21 protein-coding genes are annotated in these 20,926 nt (G+C 61.1%); 2 read left to right on the top strand and 19 right to left on the bottom strand.

Annotated features, from left to right (window positions below; all coding sequences use genetic code 11):
* Positions 1–44 precede the first annotated feature (44 nt).
* The gene (gene edd, locus NL154_RS01705) at positions 45–1,865 is read left to right on the top strand and encodes a phosphogluconate dehydratase (protein WP_434733472.1); all 1,821 of its coding nucleotides are present in this window, start codon (positions 45–47) and stop codon (positions 1,863–1,865) included.
* Positions 1,866–1,948: 83 nt separating this feature from the next.
* Here the strand turns inward: edd and NL154_RS01700 are convergent, their stop codons facing one another.
* The 6 genes from NL154_RS01700 to NL154_RS01675 all read right to left on the bottom strand — a co-directional run bounded on the left by NL154_RS01700 (position 1,949) and on the right by NL154_RS01675 (position 9,000).
* On the bottom strand, positions 1,949–2,302 hold the full coding sequence (locus tag NL154_RS01700; protein ID WP_009996042.1) for a hypothetical protein: 354 nt from the start codon (positions 2,300–2,302) through the stop codon (positions 1,949–1,951).
* 176 nt (positions 2,303–2,478) lie between these two features.
* The gene (locus tag NL154_RS01695; RefSeq protein ID WP_434733471.1) at positions 2,479–3,567 is read right to left on the bottom strand and encodes an ABC transporter ATP-binding protein; all 1,089 of its coding nucleotides are present in this window, start codon (positions 3,565–3,567) and stop codon (positions 2,479–2,481) included.
* A 21-nt stretch (positions 3,568–3,588) separates the two neighbouring features.
* Positions 3,589–5,241 (bottom strand): alpha-glucosidase, encoded by a 1,653-nt coding sequence (locus NL154_RS01690; RefSeq protein ID WP_221146746.1) that lies wholly within the window; start codon positions 5,239–5,241, stop codon positions 3,589–3,591.
* A gap of 33 nt (positions 5,242–5,274) precedes the next feature.
* Complete coding sequence (locus NL154_RS01685) at positions 5,275–6,438, bottom strand: carbohydrate ABC transporter permease (RefSeq protein WP_434733470.1); 1,164 nt, start codon at positions 6,436–6,438, stop codon at positions 5,275–5,277.
* 1 nt (position 6,439) lies between these two features.
* The gene (locus NL154_RS01680; RefSeq protein ID WP_210629173.1) at positions 6,440–7,453 is read right to left on the bottom strand and encodes a carbohydrate ABC transporter permease; all 1,014 of its coding nucleotides are present in this window, start codon (positions 7,451–7,453) and stop codon (positions 6,440–6,442) included.
* A 185-nt stretch (positions 7,454–7,638) separates the two neighbouring features.
* A complete protein-coding gene (locus NL154_RS01675; protein WP_210629174.1) occupies positions 7,639–9,000 on the bottom strand; it encodes an ABC transporter substrate-binding protein in 1,362 nt (453 codons plus the stop codon).
* A 291-nt stretch (positions 9,001–9,291) separates the two neighbouring features.
* On the opposite strand from NL154_RS01675, the gene NL154_RS01670 reads away from it, so the two are divergent.
* Positions 9,292–10,320 (top strand): LacI family DNA-binding transcriptional regulator, encoded by a 1,029-nt coding sequence (locus NL154_RS01670; protein ID WP_434733469.1) that lies wholly within the window; start codon positions 9,292–9,294, stop codon positions 10,318–10,320.
* On the opposite strand, the gene folD is transcribed toward NL154_RS01670, so the two are convergent.
* The 13 genes from folD to flaF all read right to left on the bottom strand — a co-directional run bounded on the left by folD (position 10,321) and on the right by flaF (position 20,894).
* Positions 10,321–11,220, bottom strand: a complete 900-nt coding sequence (folD, locus tag NL154_RS01665) for a bifunctional methylenetetrahydrofolate dehydrogenase/methenyltetrahydrofolate cyclohydrolase FolD (protein WP_434733468.1) — start codon at positions 11,218–11,220, stop codon at positions 10,321–10,323.
* A gap of 121 nt (positions 11,221–11,341) precedes the next feature.
* On the bottom strand, positions 11,342–13,108 hold the full coding sequence (locus tag NL154_RS01660) for a succinoglycan biosynthesis protein exop (protein WP_434733467.1): 1,767 nt from the start codon (positions 13,106–13,108) through the stop codon (positions 11,342–11,344).
* Positions 13,109–13,280: 172 nt separating this feature from the next.
* The gene (locus tag NL154_RS01655; protein WP_434733466.1) at positions 13,281–14,120 is read right to left on the bottom strand and encodes a WecB/TagA/CpsF family glycosyltransferase; all 840 of its coding nucleotides are present in this window, start codon (positions 14,118–14,120) and stop codon (positions 13,281–13,283) included.
* A 291-nt stretch (positions 14,121–14,411) separates the two neighbouring features.
* Entirely contained in the window at positions 14,412–14,951 is a 540-nt protein-coding gene (locus NL154_RS01650; RefSeq protein WP_210629179.1) for a hypothetical protein, read from the bottom strand.
* Complete coding sequence (locus NL154_RS01645; protein ID WP_210629180.1) at positions 14,951–15,316, bottom strand: hypothetical protein; 366 nt, start codon at positions 15,314–15,316, stop codon at positions 14,951–14,953. The genes NL154_RS01650 and NL154_RS01645 overlap by 1 nt, the downstream gene beginning before the upstream one ends.
* Before the next feature lie 11 nt (positions 15,317–15,327).
* Positions 15,328–15,891: a rod-binding protein gene (locus tag NL154_RS01640; RefSeq protein WP_210629181.1), complete on the bottom strand. Its 564-nt coding sequence runs from the start codon at positions 15,889–15,891 to the stop codon at positions 15,328–15,330.
* 31 nt (positions 15,892–15,922) lie between these two features.
* A complete protein-coding gene (locus NL154_RS01635) occupies positions 15,923–16,336 on the bottom strand; it encodes a hypothetical protein (protein ID WP_210629182.1) in 414 nt (137 codons plus the stop codon).
* 7 nt (positions 16,337–16,343) lie between these two features.
* The gene (gene fliR, locus NL154_RS01630; RefSeq protein WP_210629183.1) at positions 16,344–17,096 is read right to left on the bottom strand and encodes a flagellar biosynthetic protein FliR; all 753 of its coding nucleotides are present in this window, start codon (positions 17,094–17,096) and stop codon (positions 16,344–16,346) included.
* Positions 17,093–19,180 carry a flagellar biosynthesis protein FlhA gene (gene flhA / locus NL154_RS01625; RefSeq protein WP_210629184.1) on the bottom strand — a complete coding sequence of 696 codons (2,088 nt, stop codon included), beginning with the start codon at positions 19,178–19,180 and terminating at the stop codon, positions 17,093–17,095. The genes fliR and flhA overlap by 4 nt, the downstream gene beginning before the upstream one ends.
* 148 nt (positions 19,181–19,328) lie before the next feature.
* Complete coding sequence (fliQ, locus tag NL154_RS01620) at positions 19,329–19,595, bottom strand: flagellar biosynthesis protein FliQ (protein WP_210629185.1); 267 nt, start codon at positions 19,593–19,595, stop codon at positions 19,329–19,331.
* A gap of 89 nt (positions 19,596–19,684) precedes the next feature.
* Positions 19,685–20,110, bottom strand: a complete 426-nt coding sequence (gene flgD, locus NL154_RS01615; RefSeq protein WP_434733465.1) for a flagellar hook assembly protein FlgD — start codon at positions 20,108–20,110, stop codon at positions 19,685–19,687.
* Positions 20,101–20,550, bottom strand: a complete 450-nt coding sequence (flbT, locus tag NL154_RS01610; RefSeq protein WP_064693845.1) for a flagellar biosynthesis repressor FlbT — start codon at positions 20,548–20,550, stop codon at positions 20,101–20,103. Before flbT ends, flgD begins: the two co-directional genes overlap by 10 nt.
* Positions 20,547–20,894, bottom strand: coding sequence for a flagellar biosynthesis regulator FlaF (flaF, locus tag NL154_RS01605; protein ID WP_210629187.1), 348 nt, complete (start codon positions 20,892–20,894; stop codon positions 20,547–20,549). The genes flbT and flaF overlap by 4 nt, the downstream gene beginning before the upstream one ends.
* Between the last annotated feature and the right edge of the window lie 32 nt (positions 20,895–20,926).

Genomic DNA, 20,926 nt, shown 5'->3' with positions numbered 1-20,926 from the left:
GCCGCCGAAAGAGATAGAGACAACGAACAAGGCAGGGATTTTCCATGTCCGCTCATGCACGCATTTCTGCGATCACCGATCGCATTGTCGAACGCTCGAAGCCGACCCGCGAGCGCTACCTGGAACGCCTGCGCGCCGCCGCTTCAAAGGGTGTGCAGCGCTCGGTGCTCGGCTGCGCCAACCTCGCGCACGGCTTCGCGGTCTGTTCCCCCGCCGAAAAAGATGCGCTCGCCGGCGACCGCATACCCAATCTCGGCATCATCACCGCCTATAACGACATGCTCTCGGCCCACCAGCCGTTCGAGACCTATCCGGCGATCATCCGTGAGGCGGCCGCCGAGGCAGGCGGTGTCGCTCAGGTGGCCGGCGGCGTGCCCGCCATGTGCGACGGCGTCACCCAGGGACAGCCGGGCATGGAGCTCTCGCTCTTCTCGCGTGACCTGATCGCCATGGCCGCGGGCGTCGGCCTGTCGCACAATATGTTCGATGCCGCCCTCTTCCTCGGCGTCTGCGACAAGATCGTGCCGGGCCTCGTCATCGCCGCACTATCCTTCGGCCACTTGCCGTCGATCTTCGTTCCCGCCGGTCCGATGACCACAGGCCTGCCGAACGACGAGAAGTCGCGCGTGCGGCAGCTCTTTGCCGAGGGCAAGGTCGGGCGCGCCGAGCTTCTGGAGGCGGAATCGAAATCCTATCATGGTCCCGGCACCTGCACCTTCTACGGCACCGCCAACTCCAACCAGATGCTGATGGAGATCATGGGATTCCACATGCCGGGCTCCTCCTTCGTCAACCCCGGCACGCCGCTGCGGGAAGCGCTGACGCGCGAAGCCGCCAAGCGGGCGCTGGCGATCACCGCACTCGGCAACGAATTCACGCCAGCCGGCGAGATGATCGATGAGCGCTCGATCGTCAACGGCGTCGTCGGCCTGCATGCGACCGGCGGCTCGACCAACCACACGCTGCACCTCGTCGCCATGGCGCGGGCAGCCGGCATCCAGCTCACCTGGCAGGACATTGCCGAGCTTTCGGAGATCGTGCCGCTGCTTGCCCGCGTCTATCCGAACGGGCTTGCCGACGTGAACCATTTCCAGGCGGCCGGCGGCATGGGTTTCCTCATCAAGGAACTCCTCAAGCACGGGCTGGTGCATGACGACGTGCGCACCGTCTTCGGCCAAGGCCTCGAGGCCTATACGGTCGATGCCCGGCTCGGCGAGAACCGCACCGTGTTGCGCGAACCGTCGCCGGAGAAGAGCCACGATCCGAAGGTGCTTTCCAGCATCGAGACGCCGTTCCAGGCCAATGGCGGGCTGAAGATGCTGCGTGGCAATCTCGGCAAGGCGGTCATCAAGATCTCCGCCGTCAAGCCGGAGCGCCACGTCATCGAGGCGCCGGCGATTGTCTTCCACAGCCAGCAGGAACTGCAGGACGCTTTCAAGGAAGGCAAGCTCAACCGCGATTTCATCGCGGTCGTACGCTTCCAGGGGCCGAAGGCGAACGGTATGCCGGAACTGCACAAGCTGACGCCGCCGCTCGGCGTGCTGCAGGACCGCGGCTTCCGCGTGGCGCTGCTCACCGACGGGCGCATGTCGGGCGCATCCGGCAAGGTGCCGGCAGCAATCCACGTCACGCCGGAAGCGGTCGATGGCGGCCCAATCGCCCGCATCCGGGACGGCGACATCATTCGCCTCGACGCGATCAAGGGCACGCTCGAAGTGCTGGTCGATGCAGCCGACATGGCCGAGCGCGAGCCGGTGAGCATCGATCTCTCCGACAATGAATTCGGCATGGGCCGTGAACTCTTCGCCCCCTTCCGCCGCGCCGTCGGCGCATCCGATCAGGGCGCCAGCGTGCTCTTCCACTGAGCGCAATCAGTTTAAACAAGAAAAACCCGCGGGGCGCCTGAAGCGTCCCGCGGGTTTTTCTATGAGCGGTCCGAGACTATCCGTCAGGCGCGGATATCGAGGACGTAGTCCTTGTGCGCGGGGTGCGTGCTGTAGACGAAGATCTTGTTCAGCTCCTTCTGCGTCAGCAGCCGCAGGAAGCGAACCTCGATCGTATTGTTGGCGTTGACCTTCATCAGCAGGCATCCGACCTTGGTGATGCGGGCATCCGGAATATCCAGATAGAACTGCTTCGGCAGGTTGAACTGGGTCAGGATGGCCAATGTTGCGCTGCTCATCGAGATGCGGACAATGTCGCAGCGGCGCGAAGCCGCGTGCATGACGCCCTTTTCCGTATATTCGATGCGCGCGGCGTTCATCGTATCCTCCATTTTGAACCGCGCCTCGCGGTCATACATGAAGGACTCTTCCTTGCTCAGGAAATGAGATCTTGGCTGTGACGGATTGGAAGCGGCCACCTGCTTATCCCCCTCATAAAGTGATGAGGAAAAGGTAGCAGCCGATCTTTAACAGAAAGTGAGAATTCGGCTGCCTCCACATAATTCCCGGGATTACCACCCCAAAAATGGCCGCCTCATTTCCGGTATGTATGGCCGCTCGCGTCAAAGAGATGCAGCCTCTGCCGATCGGCGGCAAAGCGCATCTTCTGGCCCTTATGGACATCGTAAATGCCCGGCAGCTTGACGACGATCGGTTCGCCGGGCACGAGGCCCTCAATATAGAGCAGCGTCACTTCGCCGAGCGCTTCGACGATCGACACTTCGCCCTCGAAAAGATAGTCGGCGCCGTCGGCGATCCTCAGATCTTCGGGACGGACGCCGAAGCTCGCCTGCTTGCCCCTCTCGGAGGCATCGGTCGCCACGTCCAATGTCACCGACATGCCGCCGGTCAGCGTCACGGTCGTCTGGCTGCCGGTCCCCGCGATCGTCGCCGGAATGATGTTCATGGCGGGCGAGCCGATGAATTTCGCGACGAAGAGGTTGGCGGGGCGCTCGTAGAGCTCCAGCGGCGCACCGACCTGCTCGATATTGCCGGCCGACAGGACGACGATGCGGTCGGCGAGCGTCATCGCCTCGACCTGGTCGTGGGTGACGTAGATCATCGTCGTATCGGCCATCTGCTCATTGAGACGGGCAATTTCGATACGCGTGGCGACGCGCAGCGCGGCATCGAGGTTGGACAGCGGCTCGTCGAACAGGAAGACCTTGGGATCGCGGCAGATGGCGCGACCGATCGCCACGCGCTGGCGCTGGCCGCCGGAGAGCGCCTTCGGCAGCCGGTCGAGATATTTGGTCAGCTGCAGACTCTCGGCCGCCGCGCGGACGCGGCGGTCGATCTCCTGCTTGTTTTCGCCGGCGATCTTCATGCCGAAGGCCATGTTGTCGTAGACGGTCATGTGGGGGTAGAGCGCGTATGACTGGAAGACCATGGCGATGCCGCGCTTCGAGGGCGGCACGTCATTGACGAGCTGGCCGTCGATATACATCTCGCCGCCGGTAATCGCCTCGAGACCGGCGATCATGCGCAGAAGCGTGGACTTGCCGCAGCCGGACGGACCGACGAAGACGATGAATTCGCCCTGCTTGATATCGAGGTCGATACCATGGAGAACATCCACGGAACCGTAGGATTTGCGGATGTCCTTCAGTGTCAGTCCAGTCATTTCTCACTCCCCTCCTGATCCTTAGGCGAGACGGGCGAAATACGCCCCCCAGGCCGGAATATCGATCTTGTCGCCATAGTTGTTGCTGGTAAAGCCATGGCCCGTCAATGCCTGCCATTCTCCCGCAGGCAGAGTGACGCCGGTCTCGGCCGGGCTCATGTTGAAGATGCAGAGCAGCTTCTCATCGGCGTGTTCGCGGGTGAAGACCAGGCTATCGCCCTGCGCCTCCTCGAATTCGATCTCACCCTTGGCAAAGGCCGGGTGCAGCTTGCGGAAGGCAATGAAGCGGCGATAGTGCTCCAGCACCGAAGTCTCGTCGCCCTGCTGGACGTTGACGGCGCGCAGAATGTGCTCGACCGGAACCGGAAGCCAGGGCTTGACGGTTGAAAAACCGCCCTGGGCGACGTGGCTGTCCCAGACCATCGGCGTACGGCAGCCGTCGCGGCCCTTGAATTCCGGCCAGAACTGGATGCCATAGGGATCCTGCAGATCCTGATAGGCGAGATCGGCCTCGGTCAGGGCCAGTTCCTCGCCCTGGTAGAGGCAGACGGAGCCGCGCAACGTCAAGAGCAGCGAAGCATAGAGCTTGGCAAAGGCGTCGTGATCGGCGACCAGCCCGCCCCAGCGGCTGACGTGACGCATGACGTCGTGATTGGAGAAGGCCCAGCAGGCCCAGCCATCGGGCGCGGCAGCTTCGAAATCCTCCATCACCTCCTCGACGCGCTCCGGCGTCAGCGGATCGGGGGCAAGGAATTCGAAGGCATAACACATATGCATCTTGTCATTGCCGGAGGTATATTCGCCGACGATTTCGAGGCCGCGCTGGCTGTCGCCCACCTCGCCGACGGCGGCGATTGCCGGAAACTCCTCGAGGACGGCGCGGAAGCGCTTCAGGAAGGCAAGGTTCTCCGGCCGGTTCTTGTCGTAGATATGCTCCTGGAAATTGTAGGGATTGACCGCCGGCGCCGTCGAGGCGTTGCGCCGCTCAGGGGCAAGCGCCGGATTGTCGCGCAGGAGCGGATCGTGGAAATAGAAATTGATGGTGTCGAGGCGGAAGCCGTCGACGCCGCGATTGAGCCAGAAGCGCACGACATCGAGCAGGCGGTCCTGCACTTCCGGATTATGCAGGTTCATATCCGGCTGCGAGGTCAGGAAATTGTGCAGGTAATACTGCATGCGCGTCGGATCCCACGCCCATGCGGAGCCGCCGAAGATCGACAGCCAGTTGTTCGGCGGCGAACCATCGGGTTTGGCATCGGCCCAGACATACCAGTCAGCCTTGGCATTGGTCTTGCTGGAACGGCTCTGCACGAACCAGGGGTGCTGGTCCGAGCTGTGGGAGATGACGAGGTCGATCATCACACGGATGCCGAGACGATGGGCCTCAGCGATCATCGTGTCGAAATCCACCAGCGTGCCGAAAATCGAATCGACGTTCTCGTAATCGGAAACGTCGTAACCGAAATCGCGCATCGGTGAGGTGAAGAAGGGCGAGATCCAGATCGCATCGACGCCGAGGCTTGCCACATGCGGCAGGCGGGCGGTGATGCCCTTCAGGTCGCCGATGCCGTCGCCGTTCGAGTCCTGGTAGGAGCGCGGATAGATCTGATAGATCACCGCGCCGCGCCACCAGTCCTTGTCGGGAGTCAAGATCGATTGAGGAGCCACGTTCATGGAATATCCTGTCTGAAGTCAGTTTGGAAATGGTCAGCCGCCCTTGACCGAACCCGCCAGCAGACCACGCACCAGATAACGCTGCAGTCCGAAGAAGACCAGCAGCGGCACGACGATAGTGACGAAGGCCGACGCCGTCAAAATCTCCCAATTGCCCCCGCGCGAGCCGAGCAGCGCGTTCAGCCTGCCCGTCAGCACGAGGTGATCCTGGTCAGTGCCGAGGAAGACCATGGCGACGAGCAGGTCATTCCATACCCACAGGAACTGGAAGATGGCGAAGGAGGCGAGTGCCGGGAAGGACAGGGGCAAAACGATACGAACGAAGATCTCGAAGTCGCTTGCGCCGTCGACGCGGGCGGATTCGATGATCTCCTTCGGCAGGCCGGCGATATAGGCCCGCAGGAGAAAGATGGCGAGCGGCATGCCGAAGGCGGTGTGCGCGAACCAGATGCCAGGATAGGTCTTCGACGGCTGGCCAAGCATATTGCCGATCTCGTTGTAGAGACGCAGCAGCGGAATCAGCGACATCTGCAGCGGCACGACGATGAGGCCGACCACAAGCGCAATCAGCAGCGCGCGCCCGGGAAACTCCATCCAGCTCAATGCATAGGCGGCAAAAGCGGCAATCAGGATCGGGATGATCGTTGCCGGGATCGTCACCGTCAGCGAATTGATGAAGGACTGACCGATGCCTTCGCCGGTCAGAACCGTCTTGTAGTTCTGCAGCGTGAACTCCGGCGGCGCGGAGACGGACACGTAGATGCGCCGCGGCCGCTCGTCGGGCGAAAAGGCCGTGTTCTTCATGTAGCGATAGCTGCCGTCGCTGTTGATCTGCAGGCTCTCGCCATCGCCGAGATCGGCGGTCTCGCCGGCTTCAAAAGCGGCCGGTTGCTGCACGCGGTTGCCGAAGGCTTTTACCGAGCGGCCGGTCTGCCCTTCCAGCACATTGCCTGAGATGACGTAAGTGGCGCCGTCCTGCTTTTGCTGATCGGGCGTGCCCAGGCGGACGGCGACGGTCTGCGTCGAGCCGACAAAGGACGTCCACCAGCCGGAGACGACGATCTGGTCCTTGTCGCGCAAGGCGCTGACGAAGATGCCGAGCGTCGGGATCAGCCAGATGATGACGATCAGCAGAACGGCAAGGTGAACGAAGAGACGGGCGGGGCCGATCTTGAAGTAGCTTCCGACAGCGGTCATCTCAATGGCCCTTCAGTTCGCGGTTGGCGCGGCGCACGTTCCAGACCATGATCGGCGTGACGGCAAGCATGATGATGATGGCGATGACCGCACTTCGGCCGGAATCGCCGCCGCCGCGGAACATCCAGTCGAACATCAGGTTCGCCAGCACCATGGTCTGCCACTGGCCGTTGGTCATGGTCAGCACGATGTCGAAAACCTTGAGGACGAGGATGGTGATCGTCGTCCAGACGACGGCGATGGTGCCCCAGACCTGCGGCACCATGATGCGCCAGAAGATCTGCCAGCCATTGGCGCCGTCGATGACGGCGGCTTCGATCGTCTCCTCGGGAATGCCGCGCAGCGCTGCCGAGAGGATGACCATGGCGAAACCAGTCTGGATCCAGATGAGGATGACCATCAGGAAGAAATTGTTCCAGAAGGGAACCGAGATCCAGACTTCGGGCGTGCCGCCGAACAGCTGGACGATGGCGTTCAAGAGGCCGATCTGGACGTCGTTGCCGCCGCGATATTCATAGATGAATTTCCAGATGACCGAGGCGCCGACGAAGGAGATCGCCATCGGCATGAAGACGATGCTCTTGGCGATATTGCCCCACCAGATGCGGTCGGTCATCACCGCGATCACCAGGCCGAAGAAGGTGCAGGCGGCCGGCACGACGGCGAGCCAGAGGATGTTGTTGAAGATCGACTGGCGGAATTCGCGGTCACCGATCGCCCATTTGTAATTGGCCACGCCGACGAATTGCTGGCCGGTGCGGTCATAGAAGGAGAGAATGAAGGTCGCGACGACCGGGTAGACGAGATAGACGAAAAGCAGGAAGAGCGCCGGGCCGAGAAACAGCCATGGCCGGATGAGCGCACGGCGGTTGAGGTTGCGCGAGGCGGCGCGGATGTCGCCGTCCTTCACCGGCAGAGCGAAATCGAGGATCTTATTCGAAAAATAGAAATAGGCCGAGCACGCGACAACGGCGGCGACCACGACGCCCAAAGCGGACACTATCTGCAACAGCATTACGTCCCTCCCCTGCTTCCCCTGATCTTATTCCGACCGGCTTTCATTCTGACGGGTCAAGGCCGGCCACCGTCAATATGTTTGCATTGCCCAATCACAATATATCCCATTGGCCCGGCTCTTTGCGAACCCGGCCAGTCATGGAGCGTATGCCGCCGGCAAACCGGCGGCATCGTTTTGAAAGATTATTTGATGCCGTCCCAGGCGCTCTGGATTTCGCCGGCGGCCTCCTCGGCGGACTTGCCGCCGACGAAATCAACCATGCCCGTCCAGAAGGCGCCGGCGCCGATCTTCCCCGGCATCAGGTCGGAACCGTCAAAGCGGAAGGTGGTGGCGGACGTCAGGATCTCGCCTTCCTTCTTCATTTGCGGATTGGCATAGGCATCGGTGCTGACGCCCTTATAGGGCGTCAGGAAGCTCGACTGCGCCATCCAGACTTCATGCGCGATCGGGGTCTTCAGGAAGTCGATGAAGGCGCGGGCCGTCTTCGAGTCCTTGGTGATCGAGACGAGCGTGCCGGCGCCGAGCACCGGCTTGCCGAGTTCGGGATGCGAAGCATAGGTCGGCATATAGAAGAAGTCGGCATCCTGTCCGAGCTTCGTGCCTTCAGGGAAGAAGGACGGTATGAACGAGGCCTGATGGTGCAGGTAGCACTTCGGCGGAACGGTGAAGAGGCCCTTCGGGCTGTCGCGGAAATCGGTCGATGCCACGGCCGCGACGCCACCGTTTACATATTTCTCGTTCTTGGCGAACTTGCCGAATTCTTCGATCGCGGCAACGACGGCCGGATCGGTGAACTTCAGCTCGTTCGTCGTCCATTTGTCATAGGCTTCCGGCGACTGCATGCGCAGCATGATGTCCTCGACCCAGTCGGTCGCCGGCCAGCCGGTGGCGCCACCGGAACCGAGACCGATGCACCAGGGAACGCCGCCATCCTTGACGATCTGGTCGGTCAGAGCATGGAGCTCTTCCATGGTCGTCGGGATCTTGTAGCCGGCTTCCTCGAAATTCTCCGGAACGTACCACACCAGCGACTTGACGTCGGCCTTATAGGGGAAGGCGTAGAAGGCTTCCTTGCCGTCCTTGCCCTTGTAGGTGCCGTAACCGACCCAGCTGTCGCCGGCGCCGTAATTGTCCTTGATCCACTTGGAATTGTCGTCGCCGAGCGGCGTCAGGAAGCCCTTGCCGGCGAGGTCGGCCAGAAGGCCCGGCTGCGGCAGAACGGCGATATTCGGCGGCGAGCCGGCCTGCGTGTCGATGACGATCTGCTGTTCGTAGTTTTCGGAAGAGGAATATTTGACGTCGATTCCGGTCGCTTCGGTAAAATAGGCGAGAACGCTGCGGAAGAACGCCTCGTCCTCACCGCGCCACGGGCCGAAGATCGTCAGCGGCTGCCCCTTCAGATCGGCATGAGCGGCCTTGAATTCGTCATAGCTCTTCCAGTTGAACTTGGCATCCTGTCCCGGGGCAAATTTCAGGTCGGCCGCGGACGCAGCACCGGCAAAAAGCGCCGCCACGGCAACGCCCATCAAAAATGACTTTTTCATGTGATCAACCTCCCATCACAAAACCGCGCCAAACTTCTTCATCGGAAATTTTCAAAGCGCTTTGGCACCCCAACTCATTCCACTTTCGGTGGAGCGAAGTCAAGTCATTTCGCTAAAAGTCGCGGCAGACATGCGGAATAGCGCCGTCTCACTAGTGTCTATTGGGCAATATGGAGCGATTTTTCTTGAGTCAAGCGCGCCAAATGAATACATAATTGAAAGCGCTTTGGCTGTCGCTGGGAGGCGGCTTGCCCGTCGAGGCGCCAAGCGGGCCGGGAGGAAGCATAGCAGGTGAATCTCAAACAGCTATCGGAATTGCTGGGGCTTTCGCAGACGACAGTGAGCCGAGCGCTCAACGGTTATCCCGAGGTCAACGAGGCGACCCGAGAGCGCGTGCTCCAAGCCGTGAAGGAAACCGGGTACCGGCCGAACAAGGCTGCGCAGCGGCTTGCGACCGGCAAGGCAGGTTCGATCGGCCTCGTCATGCCGACGGCGCCCGGCCACCAGTCCGACGTGCATTTCGGCGAATTCCTGGCTGGACTCGGCGAGGAGGCCGTGCGCCACGATTTCCATTTCGTCATCATGCCGTCCGATCCGGACGACGAGGTGGCGGCGCTCCGGCGGCTTGCGATCAGCGGTAATGTCGACGCGCTGTTCATCGCCTATATGCGCGCTCACGACCCGCGGCTCGCCATGCTGAAATCGCTCTCCATGCCCTATGTCGTCCACGGTCGCTCCTTCGGCGCGGAGCAGGATTATCCCTATCTCGACATCGACAATGAAGGGGCCTTCTACGACGCGACGCGGCTCTTGCTGCAGCTCGGCCACACGCGTTTTGCCTTGATGAATGGGCCGATACATCTCGATTTCGCGATCCGCAGAAGGAACGGCGTCATCTCAGCCCTTGCCGAACGCGGCCTCACGCTGGAGGAGGATTGCATGAGCCACGCACTGATGACGGACGAACTGGGCCTGCTGGCGATGGAACGGTTCCTGCAACTGCCGGAACGGCCGACGGCGATCCTCTGCTCCAGCACGGTGATGGCGCTCGGGGCGATCCGCGCGGTGAACCAGGCCGGATTGCGGCTCGGCGAGGACATTTCGCTGATCGCCCATGACGACGTGCTGCCGCTCTTGAAGCCGGAAAACTTCTCGGTGCCGCTGACGACGACACGCTCCTCGCTGCGGGCCGCAGGCGTTCGCATCGCCCAGCGGCTGATCGGCACGGTGAAAGAGGCCGGCCCCTTCCCCGAACAGGAGCTCTGGAAAACCGAGTTGATCGTCAGGGCCTCGACGGGCCCAGCCCCGCAGCAACCATAATCAGAACTGCGGCGGCGTCTGCCCGGCGGTGCGATGGGCGGCGATGACCGTATTGGCCATCAGCATGGCGATGGTCATCGGGCCGACGCCGCCCGGAACCGGCGTGATGGTGCCGGCGACCTCGGAGACCTCGCGGAAGGCGACGTCGCCGACGAGCCGGGTCTTGCCCTCGCCCTTCTCAGGAGCCGGCACGCGATTGATGCCGACGTCGATCACGGTCGCGCCGGGCTTGACCCAATCGGCCTTGACCATTTCCGGCCGGCCGACGGCGGCGACCAGAATATCGGCGTTGCGGCAGACCTCGGCGAGATTCTTGGTTCTCGAATGCGCGATCGTCACCGTCGCATTGGCATTGAGCAGCAGTTGCGCCATCGGCTTGCCGAACAGGTTGGAACGGCCGATGACGACGGCGTTGAGGCCGGAGAGATCCTCGCCATGGGTGCGGCGGACGAAGACCATGGCGCCGGCCGGCGTGCAGGAGACCAGACCGGTCTTCAGGTCGCCGGTGGCAAGCTTGCCGGCGTTGACGACGCTCAGGCCGTCGACATCCTTTTCGGGCAGGATCGACTGGATGATCGGCTCGCTGTCGAGCGGCTTCGGCAAGGGCAATTGCACAAGGATGCCATGGATCGACGGATCGCCGTTGAGGGTGGCGACGAGGGCAGCCAGATCCTCCTGCTTGGTCTCGGCCGGCAGCGTGTGCTGGACCGACTTGAAGCCGCATTCCTTGGCCATGCGGCCCTTGGAGCCGACATAGGCGTGGCTCGCCGGATCGTCGCCGACGATGATGACCGCAAGGCCGGTGGTGATGCCGCTGCTTTTTTCCAGCGCTGCCGTCGCACTCTTGACCGTCTGAATTACCGATGCAGCTACGTTCTTGCCGTCGATTACTGTCGTCACGCGTCTCTCCGCCCTGTTTAGCGTCAATCTATGGATAGTTGACGAGCGTCAAATGCCCGCTAACGCCCTATCCTGTCGGAAAGCGGCAAGGCAATATCAAATTTGCAAGGAAATGGGTGGTTCAGCGCCGCTGTTGCCGCGTTTCCATCACATGAACACGAAGCCGGTCCCGCAGGCCTGAGATTTGGGAGCGCAGCAGTTCGACCTCGTCGACCGCAGCAGAGGCCGGCACGGGCGATGGCGGCGGAGAAGGGACGGACGCGGACGCCGGCACATCCGTTGCCGGAGCCGCGACGGATTTGCGCAAGGACAGCAGGAAAGCCAGTGCGACAGCGACTGCCAGGCCTGTGGCGGCGCCGGCCAGAGCGCGGCCGGTCAGACCACTCTTTGCCGATGTCGCCGATGCCAGCGGCGGCTTCAAAACGGTGATATGGCCGTCGCCTGCCGCCGCCGATACGGATGCCGCATCATCCAGGCGCGAGCGGGCGGCATTCGCCTTTTCGCGCAGTTCGGTCAGCCGCGAGAGATCGACGCCGGTATCCCGGCTCTGGGCGATCAGCATGTTGCGGCGCTCGTTCAGTCCCTTGCGCGCATCGACCGCAGCCTTGGCAGCGGCATTGGCGACCTGAGCGAGCCGGGCAAGCTCCTTGCCCATGTTCTCCTTAAGCCCATCCGTTTCGGCCTGCTGCTGCAACAGGCGGGGATGGCGTGGGCCAAGCTCAGCCGAAAGCTGCGCAAACGTCGTCCTTGCGACCGCATATTTGTCGCGCCAGTCCTGCATCGCCGGCGAGAGCATGCCGGAGGGCAACGAACCATCCAGCACGTCGGCAAGCTTCGCCGCCTTCAGCCGGTCGGCCTGCGCCTTGGCCGCGAGAATGTTCTGGTCTGCCTCTTTCAGATCGGCATCAAGCCGGTCGATCTGACGACGAAGGTCGATCGCTACCTTGACATTGCCATCGCCGCTCTTTGCCGTGAAGGCGGAAAGCTCGGCCTGAGCCTCGTCATAGGCCTTACGCAGGGTGGCGTCGGTCTCAGCGCTCCGACCTTGGCCGCTGCCTGTGGAACCGGTTTCGGCAAGCCGCGCGGCGATGCGCATGGATTTGCCACTGTCGCCGGTCGTCACCCTGACGAGAATCGTGCCGGCGGCCGCATCGGGCACGATCTCAATCGCTTGTTTCAGCGTGGCTTCGGCGCGCGAGGCCGGATCGGCGGCGGCACCGGTTCCCGAGAGGAGATCGAATGCAATGCCGAGCGCATTGGTGCTGGAACCGGCAAATTCAGGATCGCGATCAAGTTTCAACGCAGCGACCGTCGAGGCCACCGTGCGCGCGGACACTAGCCCCTTTGCCGCAGCCTGCGTGAAAGCGGCGCGGCTTGCGGCATCCGTTTTCACAGCAAGCGTCGTTTCGGCGCGGTAGTGGACAGGCGCAGCCGGCATCAGCATCGGCAGACCGGCGCCCAGGATTGTTGCGGCAGCGACCATTACCGCAAAGCCGGTCCTGCCCGCGCGGGGTTGCGGTGCCGCCGGGCGGGGCTCGACCGGTTCCTGATGACTTGCGGCCGGCAGTTCGACCGAAATTGCCGTCTCGCCGGCGGGAACCGCCGGCTCCCCATATCGTGCTGGTTCCGTCGGAAGACGATGGCCGACATCATTGGCAGCCCGGAGACGGTTGCCGAGAATGGTTTCGATGCGGTCGACGAGCGGCGCCTCGGGCGCCGCCTTCACGCGCTGCTCTTCCAGCACACGGCCGATGGCGCGCAGCAGGTCGGCTTCGGGCGGGGCGATATTCGCTCCGTTCGATCGGGACTGCCGGTAGTGATCGTCATGGGCGCGCGGCCTTGCGGCTGCGCGATCGAGAAAACTGCTTCTGGCCCTGCTATCGTACATTTGCACCACATCTCATGCACATGATGGCCAAGTTTACTCATCCGCACGCGATGCAGATGATTAAGCCACTCTAAATATTCATGGCAAAGAAATGGTTAACCGCGACCGGCAAGAATTGCGGTCCGGTTCTCGATAGCGCTGCCTGCGCGTCAAACGCGCGGGCAATTCAGGCTCAGCTCGCCTTCTTGCGATCGGCCGCCGGCTGCACGATGCTGCGGGGCTCTTCGGGATGGCCGAGAATTCTTTCGCGCCGGCGGAAGCGGTAGCGCAGCACATGAAAGAGGAAGACCGGAATGCCGACGATATAGCGCCGCCAGAGGCGCGCGGGCTCCTGTATCAGGCGATAGGCCCATTCAAGACGCATCATCCGCACCGTCTTCGGCGCCCGCGGCACGGCGCCGGAGACGAAGTCGAAGAGAGCGCCCACCGTCAGCACCAGGCGCGCATGGTCGGCGCGGATATTGTCGTGAACCCATTTCTCCTGCAGCGGTGTCCCCATGCCGACGATCAGAATATCGAGTTTCTGGCGCTCGATCTCCTCGATGACATCCGTGGAGTCGACCTTGTCGAAAAAACCGTCGGAAATAACGACAAATTCATGCCAGGGCGTGTGCTTGTGGAAATTTTCTGCCGCCGCCTCGACGACCGAGCGCTTGCCGCCGATAAGACCGATGCGGCGCGGGGCCTCCATGAAGGTGAGGAAGGCCGGGACGAAATCAGTGCCGTTCAAATTGGCGGGAAATGGCGCGCCATGGGCGATCTGCGAAGCGATGTTGAGGCCGATACCATCAGGCAGCACCAGATTGTGCGACATGATCCGGTAATATTCATCGTCCCGCAGGGCCGTCAGCATGTTATGGGCGTTGACGAAGCAAACCACGGTCTGACCGACGGGGATGGAGGCGAGCTCGTTGATGAAAACGAGGGCATCGTCCCAGTCGAGATCGCAGACCGGCAGATCGAAGATCGTCCGCCGCGACGCAAGCACCGCGAAGTTTGCAATCAAATTCATTCCTACCTCCTGCCGAGGGTGCTTCATGCGCCCGACATCCCGGAAAACAAGCCCATATTCCGCACCCCGGAGGTCTCGAAAGGACCGGTCGCGTCACGCATGGAAAGGCGTCGCCCCGATAGCGGAAACGGCGCATGCCAAGCTGTGCCACCTGATATAACAGGACGGTTTCAAACAACCCTTAGGAAAATTCCTTGGATTTTGATGCTCGTATAAGTAGTTTATTAACCAAAGACGGCCCAACGACAAACGGCGCCCGAAGGCGCCGTTTGTGCATTGATGGTCGGTTGTTCAATGGGCGAGCGGGGCCGATGCTTCCTCAGCTGGCGCGCCCTCGATGATCTTCACCGGTGCGCCGAGCTTCTTCGGCTGACCGGCCGAATTTTCCTTGACCTCTTCCTTGGAGAGATAATCAAGCTGCTCCAGCATCACGTCGGCGACATACTCGCCGCCGAGGCGCTCGTTCATGCCCTTCCTGATCTCCTCGCGAAAGGCTTTCGGGTCGAAGGATTTGATGTGGGCAAGATCGACCATCTTGTTGCCGACGAGCAGGCTGAAAAGCTCGTCGGTCGTCATCTCGGTCAGCGGCAAGGTCACGCCCTTCAGCATGTCCTTGTTCATCATGAAGGAAATGCGGCCGAGAAAATAACCGGTGATCGCGCCGTCACCGATGACCGGCACAGTGATCGTTTCACCCTTCACCAGTTCGAGCGCGCTCTGCTTGGAATCCGTTGCCGCGGGTGCCGGCGCCGTCGCCAGGTACACCGAAAAATAGACCGAGGCCAAGGTGATGGCGCAGACCCAGATACCGGTGAGGACGAGCTTGACCATCAGTTTCCACGCGTGGCGAATTGTTCCTGGGAATAGGTGCCGTCGGCGTCGGCGTCCTGAACCGCATTCTTCAGGAGGTCGGCCACTGCACGAACTGCTTCGAGATGCGCCTCGACACGCCGGGCGTTAAGAACCAGCTTCTTTTTCAGGCCGTGCAGCTGATCGAGATGGGCAGCGGCAAGCTCGGCCGGATCGGTGTCGCGGAAAAGCATCGACAGCTCGTAGAGGCAACGGCTCTTGTGGGCGTTGGAGACCTTGAGGTCGAACTGCGGATCGTTGCCGATCCGGGTGTTCTCATTGTCGATGATCATCTCGAGGCGTCCGAGAACGGATTTGATCCTGTATTCGTTCGAAACTATTTCCATTGTATCCTCGATTATGCGTCGCTTGCTGTCTTGGAGTCGGCGGTTGGCGTGCCGAAGGTCCTGCGCTGGAAGTCATCGATCATGCTGAGCGCGGTGTTGCGGTCGCGATCATCGGTCGCGGCATTGACGATCTTGCCCTCCTGACGGCGCAGCTGCTCGCTGTACATCTGCTTGGCGATGCCGATACCGTCGCCCTTCGCCATGGTGTTGCCGAGCTGCTCGGCCATCATGCCCTTCCAGATATCGCCGGTCGCGCCCTTGCCGTAGACGTCTTCGCTCTCGCTCGGCAGCATCGACTTGACGAAGTTCTGCAGCACCATGGCCTCGAACTTCCGGTAGCTTTCCGGAACCTCCTCAGTCTTGGTGCGGTTCTGAATATTGGAGAGGCCGCTCTTCTGGCCGACATGATCGAGAACGTCGACCGCATTGGAGAAGCCCTTGCCGTTCTCGGCGAGGCTCGTCGCGGCAAAGGCCGCGCGATTTGCCTTCAATTTTTCCTGGGCTGCCTGAACCTCCATGGGGTCGGCAGCTTTGACCACGTCCAGGACCAGATCACTGGGGGGCGAAATAGCCACGTTACAATCCTCTGAATTAAGATCGCAACGATTATGGTTTTTGAAGCTTGCTGGAGGCTGGCGTTGCGAATTGCTGGTCGATCACATCGTAAACGGCATTGTCGTCGGCCTCCCGACGCTCGGCGTCCAAGGCCTCTTTCAAGCCCTCTTCCAGCCGATCGGCCTTGGCGCGCTCCCGCGACAGCCGCATCTCGTGGATCTGCTGCATGCCGGTCAGCTGCTGATCCTTGATGGTGAGTCTGCCGAATCGATCGGCATAATTCTGTGAAAAAGCGTGGTGGACGGGATCCATCGAGCCGAGCGCGACGATGACGTCGTCCATCGCCGCATTGACCTCGATGCGTTGACGGCTGGTTTCCGCCAGATCGTTTTCCGCCATCCTTTCGATATGCCGTTGCACCGACAGGAGACGCTTGAGCTTCTGGGAACGGCTCTTCTCGATCATGACAGCCTCATCGCCCGATATAGATCGAACCGAAGGCTTGGCCGAACTGGCTGATCAGCGCCGCAATCGAGATGTAAAGCAGGAAGAGCCCGCCCATCAGGAGATAGGGCGTGGAAATGAAATAGACCGGGATCTGCGGCGCCAGCTTGTTGATGAAGCCGATCGAGACGTTGAAGATCATGCCGTAGATCAGAAAGGGGCTCGACAGCCGCAGCATGATGTAGGTCGTCTGCTCGAGCGTGTCGGTGAAGGAGATCAGCGTCGCGCGCATCTGCATCAGGCCGCCGAAAGGCATGGTCGTGTAGGAATCGATCAGGGCGCGGAAGACGATGTGATGGAAATCCATGATGAAGAGAATCATGATGCCGGCAAAGGTGATGAAGGCGGAAAGGCTGGTCTCGGGCGTATCTTCGATGACATCGGCCGAACCCGGCTGGGTATAGCCGACCATCATGGCGAGGATCGTCGCGGCGAATTGCATGCCGAGCGTATAGAGTCTGGCCAGCATGCCGTACATCACGCCGATCAGTGATTCGCTGAAGATTAGGCCGATATAGGTCGCGGACCCCGTGTGGACGGCGGGATAGACGGTGTCCCAAAGCAGCGGCATGACGGCGATCGACAGCGCGAGGGCAATGAAGACGCGCAGCTGCTCGGGCACGCGCGCCGAGGAAAAACCCGGAAGGACCAGCACACAACCGCCGATCCGGCAGAAAACCAGAAACAGCGCGAGAACCGTCCCTTGCGGGTCTGTTATCATGAAATCGAGCCCAAAATTTTTATTTCGATGCCCTTGGCCAATTCGACATGCGACAGGACAGGGAGCGTGGCGAACAGCCTTTCGATTATCATGCGCACATAGGAGCGTGTTTCCGGCGACGTGACAAGGGCGAACGGCAGGCCGCGATCCATGAACTCACGGATAACTTTGCTGGCCTGCTCGCTGAATTCCTCCAGGCTGCGCGGATCGATGTCGAATTCGATCACCTCGCCCTTGGCATCGCGCTTCAGCGCCTGGTGGAAGGCGAGATCCCATTTGCTGCCGAGGCGCAACACACGCAATACGCCATTATCGGCGAGATCGCCGCAGAGCTGTTGGGCCATGCGGATGCGGACATGCTCGACGATCTGCTCGGTCTTCCTGACATGCGGGGCAAGCTCGGCCACCGCTTCGAGAATGAGATGCAGGTTGCGGATCGACACCCGCTCGGCAAGCAGGAGCTTGAGCACCGCCTGCAGGCCGGAATAGGACATGTGCGACGAGCAGATCTCATCGGCGAGCTTCTTGTATTCCGGGTCGAGTCGATCGATCAGCACCTTGACGTCCTTGTAGGACAGAAGCTGCGGCAGGTTGTTGCGGATGACCTCGCTCATGTGCGTGAGCACGACGGAGACGTTGTCGATCGGCTGGAAGCCTTCGCGTTTCAGATCGTCGGCGAAGTTTTCGAGGATCGAGACGGCCGGCATGCCGAAAGCGGGTTCGCGGATTTCGTCGCCGGGAATACTGGGCTTGCGACCGGCGCCGGTGACGACGAGGACTTCGCCGACGCGCAGCAGATTGGAGGCGACCGTCGTGCCGTGGATGCGGATCTGATAAGACTTCTCGGCGATGGCGATGTCGTCCGTGACCTTGATTTCCGGCACCACGAAACCGTATTGAGTGGCGAACTTCTTGCGCATCTTGCCGACGCGGAACGCCAGCTCCTGGTGAGCGCCGAGCAGGCGGGTCGACACCATCTTGCCGAGTGCGAGTTCGATCTCCGAGGTGCGTAGCACCGACTTGACCGAATCCTTCTCCAGCTCCTTGCTCTGGACGACCTTCTTTTCCTCCTGTTCGCGGCGAAGCTTATTTTCAGCCTCGACCTGCCGCGGAATGAACCAGGCGCCGAAGGCGAGAAGACCGCCGAGGACGGTGAAGGGAATGGTCGGCAGGCCCGGCATCAGGCCGAGAACGAACATCAGCACGGCCGAGACGGAGAGCGCGCGGGGATAGCCGCTCAGCTGGTTGACCACCGCCTGGTCGGTGGAGCCGGTCGTGCCGCCGCGCGACACGAGAAGGCCGGCCGCGAGCGAAACGATGAGGGCCGGCATCTGCGAGACGAGGCCGTCGCCGACGGAGAGCTTGACGAAGACGTCGGCCGCTTCGCCGATCGGCATGGCGTGGCGGAAATAGCCGATGATGATGCCGCCGAAGACGTTAATCGCGGTGATGATGAGGCCGGCGACGGCATCGCCGCGCACGAATTTCGACGCGCCGTCCATCGCCCCGAAGAAGGAGCTCTCCTCCTCGAGCTCCTTGCGCCGGCGCTGGGCTTCCTTTTCGTCGATAATGCCGGCCGAGAGATCGGCATCGATCGACATCTGCTTGCCCGGGATGGCGTCGAGGGTGAAACGCGCGCCGACTTCGGCGATACGCGTGGCACCCTTGGTGATGACGATGAAGTTGATGGTGATGAGGATCAGGAAGACGATCAGACCGATGACGAAGTCGCCGGACATGACGAGACTGGCGAAACCGGCAATGACGCCGCCGGCCGCATCGTGGCCTTCATTGCCGTGGGACAGGATGACGCGGGTCGTCGCGATGTTGAGCGCCAACCGTGTCATCGTCGCGATCAGCAGAATGGTCGGAAAAGACGAGAAATCGAGCGGCTTCTGGATCCACAGCGCGACCATCAGGATCAGCACCGAGAAAGCGATCGAGAAAGCCAGGCCCATATCGATCAGGAACGGCGGGATCGGCAGGAAGAGAATGCAGATGATGCCGATGATGCCGAGGGCAAAACCGATATCGCGCAGGCTCGGGGCGACTTTGGGAAGGGGGAGTGCAGGTGGTTGCGCCATGACGATTCCGTCTCTTCATGAGAGGAGGCGGACATGGGTCCGCCCAATTCGGATCGAGAATTAAATGGCGAAGCTTGCGCGAAGGTGGCTCAAAGCGGTTCAGCTATTCATGAGGCGTCGAACCGCTGCGCAGTTTTGCGGGAATTGCTTAGAAGCCGGTCTGGATGCGCGAAAAGACGAGATTGGTGAAAATGGAGATTTGCGAGCCGACGAAAGGGGCGGTGATTCCGACCACGACCAGCACGGCGACAATCTTCGGCACGAAGGTCAGTGTCGCTTCCTGCACCTGGGTCAGCGCCTGAATCAAGGCAATGACGAGACCCACCACCATCGCGGCGAGAACCGCCGGACCGGAGGCAATCAGGACCGTCCAGATTGCGGCCTGGAACAGGTCCAATGCATCAGCTTCATTCATCTGAAGGCAACCTCATATCGCCTCGAAGCAGCCCCGCTATAACAGGGCTGCGATTGATCGGCATTAGCGCGCTCCTGGCGCCCCTTGCGTCAGGAGCCGCTGCTCGGCGCCTCGTCGGCAACAGTGATTCCCGCCTGCACGAGTATCTTATCGCCATCCGCGGTCGTCGCAATGATGCCGTCGGAATAAACTTTGACGGAATCAATGACGCCTTTGACGGTGCCGTCGGCGCTTTCCATATATTTGCCGACATAGCTGCTGGCCTGCGTCAGGCTCGAGCTTGCCAGAAGCGTATCCAGCTTGGTGTTGGTCTGGATCGTCTGCTCGACCTGCGAGAAGGTCGCAAGCTGAGCGACCTGCTCACTTGCATCCATCGGATCGGTCGGATCCTGGTTCTTCATCTGCGCGATGAGCAGCTGAAGGAAGTTGTCGTAGTTCAGCGTCGCCTTCTGGGTCGAGCTTGACGTGCCGGTCGAGGTCGAGCTCGTCACTTTTGACGTTGCATCTACCGCCATGGTGCGATCTCCCTGCGGATCTGCTCGACCATCGTCGGCGGCAGTTCGTGGTTGTTGAGAATATTGTCTTCGATGGCGTAGAGACCGCGGATCGCCTTCAGCGCGTCGAAGGCGCGGCCGGTCGACACAAGTGCGTCGATGCGCTTCAGTTCGGCGAGGATTTCTTCATTCTTGAAGCAGGTGAGCAGCATGGTGATCGACTTGCGGAACATCGCCGTCGAGTGCTCCTTGCCCTCGGGGTTGATGAGGATCATCTGCGCGATGAAGTAGAGCTGGCGCAGGGGCGTCGTCGCACCTTCCGGCTGGAGGACGTGATTTTCGAGAAGGAACGTCACATCATTCAGGAATTCCAGCGCGACCTTGCGGTCGACACGCAGGACGGCGCCGTTGATGAAGATTCTTTCCCCGGCTTTCAGAGAAATGCGTAGTGTACTTTTCATTTAAGTCCATCCCTGATGATGGTGGTAACGTCGATGATGCCCTGGTAGTTGTTAGACAGACGTTTTCTGATCCTGTCGCATTCCTTCAATATCCAGATCGCAATCGAGATGAGGTTGGCCCTGAGCTGGACATCCAGCTGGTTTTCCGGATGTTTCAGATCCTCGATAAAGCTGATCCACACCCGGCGCGTATAAAACAGGGCTTCGATGGCTTCCCGGCCGTATTTTTCCTTGTCGCGCGCCAACGACAGCAGCTCTATGGACCGGTCAAGAACCTGCCATTCCCGCTCTTTCGCGTCGGCCACCGAGTCCTGCATGACTTCGGCATATGAGAACTGATACATTCATGCATCCTTCTTTATTGCGCGCCTTTGCT

The organism is Rhizobium sp. YTUHZ044, assembly GCF_051123975.1.
Classification (GTDB): Bacteria; Pseudomonadota; Alphaproteobacteria; order Rhizobiales; family Rhizobiaceae; genus Rhizobium.
Note: the sequence above shows the minus strand (reverse complement) of the source record. Positions and strands in the feature narration are given on the sequence as shown.